Source organism: Couchioplanes azureus, assembly GCF_014648355.1.
Lineage (GTDB): Bacteria > Actinomycetota > Actinomycetes > Mycobacteriales > Micromonosporaceae > Actinoplanes > Actinoplanes azureus.
The window spans coordinates 1-593 of the sequence record NZ_BMQY01000050.1 but is presented as its reverse complement, the minus strand read 5'-3'; the positions used below and the strand labels follow the sequence as shown (position 1 = coordinate 593).

Genomic DNA, 593 nt, shown 5'->3' with positions numbered 1-593 from the left:
GACCGCGGCGGCGATCGTGTCCTGGCGGTAGAGCGGCACGTCGTCGGGCTTGGTAAACAGCCAGAACCCGGGCCGGTCCGCGACCGGGGTGCGCCAGCGGAACGTCTTCGCACCGGACTCGTCGACGAAGCGGCCCACCTCGCCGACGAGGGCGCCGTCGCGGGTGTACGGGTAGACGGCGGTCAGCGTGCCAGCCTTGGGCCAGCCCCGACGCGGCCGCGGCGAAGCCGGCTTGCGGATTGCTGGTTTTGCAGAATTCTGCATCGGCTGAGCTGCGGCAATACCGTCAAAATCCGGACGCGGCTCCCACGAATCGAACAGCTCGGCCGCCGACATGCCCAACGCGGCCACCACGGCATCGGCGGGGCAGCCGGTCTGGCAGCAGAGCAGGGTCAGCCCGCCCCGGTCGGCGGAGTCGCGCCAGTCCACTGACAGCGACGGGCGGGTGTCGTCATGGGCAGGGCATCGCGCGTCGAGATGCGTGGTGCCGCGCGTACGCGGCGCGCAGCCGGCCGCCTCCAGAGCGGTTGTGACACGCTCGAAGCTGCTGCCGTCAGCCCGTTGCTGGGCCACGGGGGAACCCACGTGTTAGC

General features: G+C 71.2%; 1 protein-coding gene. It reads right to left on the bottom strand.

Going from position 1 to position 593, the window contains the following annotated elements; genetic code table 11:
• The coding region (locus IEY99_RS33825) for a hypothetical protein (protein ID WP_229799510.1) at nucleotides 1-573 on the bottom strand (573 nt) is incomplete at its 3' end.
• Nucleotides 574-593: the final 20 nt, after the last annotated feature.